This is a genomic window from Coxiella-like endosymbiont (assembly GCF_002871095.1).
GTDB lineage: Bacteria > Pseudomonadota > Gammaproteobacteria > Coxiellales > Coxiellaceae > Coxiella.
Window position 1 is genome coordinate 1 of the sequence record NZ_NSHJ01000146.1, and the last position, 4,758, is coordinate 4,758.

Here is a 4,758-nt window from a genome sequence, read left to right on the forward strand (position 1 = left end):
CAAATGTCTAGAAATTTTATATACTCCTATGAGACTTAAGCCAGTCATATATATTTCTTTGTGAGAGATAATAATATATATTTTATTAGCTAGTAGTAGCCTTTAATTAGCAGCTTTTAGCAGAATTTTTTGAAAAAACTTAAAGTTAGAGTAACAATACATTCCTTACAATGTATCAAAATTAAATTTACAATCGAGTGCTCAGTATAAAAAATCCCTGCAAACTGTAGGAGGAGGTTATCGGTAAATTTTATCCTCACAAAAATGGAACCACTTGTTATACAGAAAGTGCTTCTTGCTTTTAATAACACAATAACTATTTCCCCTCTTTTTTCTTGTAATCGCTATCCTTTTGTAGATGAATAGGGGCACACTTATGGGGAGCTCTTGATGGGGATCCTAAATCATTCGCAGTTATGATGCCGTTTTATACCGAAGCTCGACTTTCTTTCTATATGTTTGGCTGTTATGATTTAAACTTTAAGATGGGAGAACTCTGAATTGGATCTTTTATTTCGATGCTAGATTCTTTTATTTTGATGTTAGATTATTACAAGAACCAATTCTTTTTTTCCAGTTCACTTACCAAATATATTATTAAGTGGGAGATCAGGAATTGCAGTAAGTATGGTAATAGATAATTATCCTGACCCCCATAATCTTGTTGAGGTAGCAGATACCTACGTTGATTTATTAGATAACCCCGAGGCCACTTTAAAAGAAGTGATAAAATTTATTTAAGGGTCTAACTATCCAACGTTTGCTGTAATTATCACTACTATTATCAATAGTAGTAGTGCAATTCAAATCATCTATGGAGCAAAAAAGTAGCTTATGTTTATATAACTGGTTGTAAGGTATTGTTAAGAACATCAGGAAGCTGTAATTTCCATTTTACCGCATGATGTTTTAAGTAATTGAATTTTAGAGCAGGTTGTAGCATAGTTAATTTTTAAAAAGTTACTTACTGTAAGTGATATTATAATGAGTCAAATCATAAAAATCCCAAGTGGCTTTATTATGTTTCCTCGCTTTCATAGGATGAATAATTGATGAACTAATGATGTATTTGTTTGCCGTAACAGATTTAGAACATAGTTATCAGGTTAATTTAAATGTTATCGGAGGAGTTAAACGGACGGCCATAGATATATTAAAAATTTGCTGTCTTTTTTTAAAAGAATGTTATCTTATATCAAATCTAAAGCGTTTGGAAATGGTTGTAATATTGATTGGAAATCGATATTTAATGATTGCATATCTTAGATAAATTGATGATTATCTTTTGAATTTAGAAAAAATTATTATGATTATGCTCAAGAAGAGAAGCCAAAACCTGTTTTAATGAAACAATTTAAACCAAGCTAAAACTAACATAATCTTATTCTTGAAATTAAATTACGTCAATTGGCTAGACTTAGAGAAAAGAGAATTTGAGCAGAATAGACGCTATTAGCTTAAAAAACAAAATGAGATCAAATAAATTTTAGTATTAAATACAAAATTAATTCGATCCTAATGAATTACTAATAAAAATTATGAGCATGGGGGGGGGCGTTAATCTCCTTTAATTGAAAAACCTGCTATGAAAGCAAACTTTTTGTAAAGACGCAATGATTTCATCTGAGTCCGTTACCGTGGTTTTATCAAAAAAGGTTTGCTTTCTTTTTCTTGCAGAAAAAACACGATATTGTGATACCCTGAACCTAAATTATTATTTAGGAATGAATTTTTAATGTAAATTCAGATCCGTATAAAAGTAAAGAGATGGTAATTTTGTTAGATTTAGCGAGTAGGAAAAAGCTTATGTATTAGTAGCGTATAAATTACCGTCTTCACAGAGACTAGGTAAACCTTTAATAAAAGGTTAATTGATACCTGAAGCTGGGGATTAATTTGTGTCAGTTTTAATGAATACAAATCAACATTTTTACTTATTAACTTCTGATTCTGGTTATGGTTTTTTAATGACTCTGGTTAATTTGTATTTAAAAACCTGAAGTAGGAAAAGTATTATTACAGTCCGTTCTAACAGGAGTACAAGTAATGGAACCTTGGTGGGTGACAAATAAAGAATTGCAATATCTTCAGCTATTATTATTACGGGAGGATGGTTGCTAGTATTTCCTATCGCTGAATTACCTGAATTATTTAAATAAATAAGGGAATGAAATTATTAAAATTTATCCTGAACGTTTAACAAATGCTGAAGCATATTGTATAAACTTAACATTATTGGATGGAAAATAGCACCTTAATTTTTCTATTCTAGAAAACTACACTTAACTTAAAACTACACTTAACTTTAAAAAGCTATGATTTAAATAATTTTTAAAGTTAACGAAATAGGTCAAGGTAATAATCTACCTTGAGATTTTTATAAAGTGGATAGTGTGAGTATTTATAAAAGGTAAAAAAATTTAGCGAATAATAATATCTTACTCTCTTTGTTAGCTAAAAAGAAAGGAGTAAAAAATAAAAAATTAAAATAAACATTTATTTTGTTGAATATCTTTCATAAAATTTTTTATATTCTGAAAGTTTTAGTGAAAGTTTAAGCTTTGATAGTTTCTCTTTTATTGATCTCTAAGAATCTCTCTTATGTTTTTGTTTCAATTTTTAAAATTTTGATGCCTTATATAAACTTTGTGCTTTGATTCGATGAATAATAGAAATTTATTTTAATTGATCTTAGTTTATACGTTTTATTGGACTGTAGAATATAGAATAATAAACAACTGATCATTTTAAAAAAAGGTTGGATTTCTCGAAATATCTTGGAAATTTCCTTGACTCGTTTCAAAGAAGTGAATATTAGTTAAACCATTATAGGACGTATTTTGAATGATGGAATTTTAGTTATTACGTGAAGAGATATAATAGCCCTCATAATTTTATACTAATTTTTTAAAGCCAACTAAATTCTGACCTAGTATCCTCAACGTTAAGTTGACTTTCTGATTTATAATAAGAAACTTCTGGACAGAAAATTTAAAGAGTGTCTTAGAGATTAATAAAAATAGGTATTTTTGCTGGAGCATTTGCAATTTCTTTTACTAATTTAGGAACGAGATAACCAGGCAGACGTTGTATCATTTCTGAAATTAGATATTGTGCTTTTACTGTACTTACTTCAAAATGCGCGGCTCCTTGTACCCGATCAAGGAGATGTAAATAATAAGGTAAAACACCAGCTTCAAATAAATTTTCACTTAAACGAATGAGTGTGTCTGCTTGATCATTGATATTTTTTAATAAAACAGATTGATTGAGTAAGGTTGTTCTTGTTCTTTGTAAAGAACGTAAAGTACTTATAACAGATTGATCGATTTCGTTAGGGTGGTTACAATGGATAACAATTGTAGGTAATAATCGCGTATAATCTAATAAATGGATAAATTCATTTGTAATTCTTTCTGGAATAACAATGGGTAAACGTGTATGAATACGCAAGCGTTTGAGATGAGTGATTGTTTCAAGATAAGAAATGAATTCAGCTAGTAGGTTGTCTTTCACTATTAAAGGATCACCTCCACTTAAAATAATTTCGGTGATAGAAGTATTTGATTTTAAATAATCAAAAATTCTCTTCCATCCTTGTTTCCCAGGCGTATTTTTATGATAGGGAAAATGACGACGAAAACAATAGCGACAATGAATTGCACAAGCGCCGCTTAGTGTGAGTAGCACTCGCCCATGATATTTATGTAGAAGACCTGGGATCTGATTTGATTGTTTTTCATTGAGAGGGTCTAGGCAATAACCTGAAGAGTTGATTAGCAGTTCCCTAGCTTGAGGTAGAATTTGTAATAATAGAGGATCTTTGGGGTTACCCTTTTCCATGCGTGCGATAAATTCTCTTGGTACTCGTAAGGAGAAATGAGGAGTCGTCTCAGGACTTTGAGAAAATATTTTTGGATCGAGTGCTAATTCACGACATAATTCAGCTATATCAGTAATAGCTGTTTTTAATGAAAATTGCCAATTATACATTTATTGCTCATAAAGAGTATATAAGTAGCCGCTATTATAATCTTTTTTAAGTGTAGGTGCAGCAAAAGTGATTCTATGTGCTTACAAGAAGATCCTTTCCCTTATAGATTTATAGATATTATTTACTCTAAAATTACTAAATTTGATGACTGATCCCTTTAATAGCGAGATCTTGTTAGAGAAGCTTCTTTCAAAGCAATTCTGTTTTCACTGGATATTAAGGAATTATTTTCAAATAATGAATGGCTCTGAGATTTTAGGAGGCGCTTATTTAGGAAATAAAGCGTTTGAATAGAAGAATCAAGCAAGGATGGATTATGATACTTACTCTTAAGATTGCGATTTTTATAGGAAATTCTAGGAATTCTATGTAGAATAATCTCGATAAAGAAGTGAGCCACAGAAACGGCATAGAATGTAAGGGTTATTATACCGTTATTGTACAAAAAGATCTCAAATTATTTTAGACTTATAGCTAGCGTTTATTAATTTTGGATAAAATTAAGAATAATTGTAAAAATTTCATAACCTCCACTACAGTATGTATTATTTTCAGCATCTGTATTAATTGATTTTTTAAGTAGAAAATAAACATATCTGTAATTACTTTTCTATAAGATAAAGAAAATTATGAAATTCTTTTAAATTATCAAGTAAATAAACTGATATACAAGTACCTACAACATTTATTTAAATTAGTAAGATTGGTTATTAATTTTATCGAGAGTTAGATAAAATAAAAAAGAAAATTAATTTATATTACAC

At 29.3% G+C, this 4,758-nt stretch carries 2 protein-coding genes; one reads left to right on the plus strand and one right to left on the minus strand.

Features of this window, described 5'->3' with window-relative positions:
• The first annotated feature begins 1,060 nt into the window (after positions 1–1,060).
• Complete coding sequence (locus CLERM_RS03370; RefSeq protein ID WP_145996288.1) at positions 1,061–1,270, plus strand: hypothetical protein; 210 nt, start codon at positions 1,061–1,063, stop codon at positions 1,268–1,270.
• 1,733 nt (positions 1,271–3,003) lie between these two features.
• On the opposite strand, the gene epmB is transcribed toward CLERM_RS03370, so the two are convergent.
• The gene (epmB, locus tag CLERM_RS03375; protein ID WP_102157180.1) at positions 3,004–3,993 is read right to left on the minus strand and encodes an EF-P beta-lysylation protein EpmB; all 990 of its coding nucleotides are present in this window, start codon (positions 3,991–3,993) and stop codon (positions 3,004–3,006) included.
• Between the last annotated feature and the right edge of the window lie 765 nt (positions 3,994–4,758).

Excerpts from the sequence above, each read along its gene's own strand:
- CLERM_RS03370 (WP_145996288.1), top strand. The coding sequence starts at position 1,061 with ATGATGTATTTGTTTGCCGTAACAGATTTAGAACATAGTTATCAGGTT.
- epmB (WP_102157180.1), bottom strand. The coding sequence starts at position 3,993 with ATGTATAATTGGCAATTTTCATTAAAAACAGCTATTACTGATATAGCT.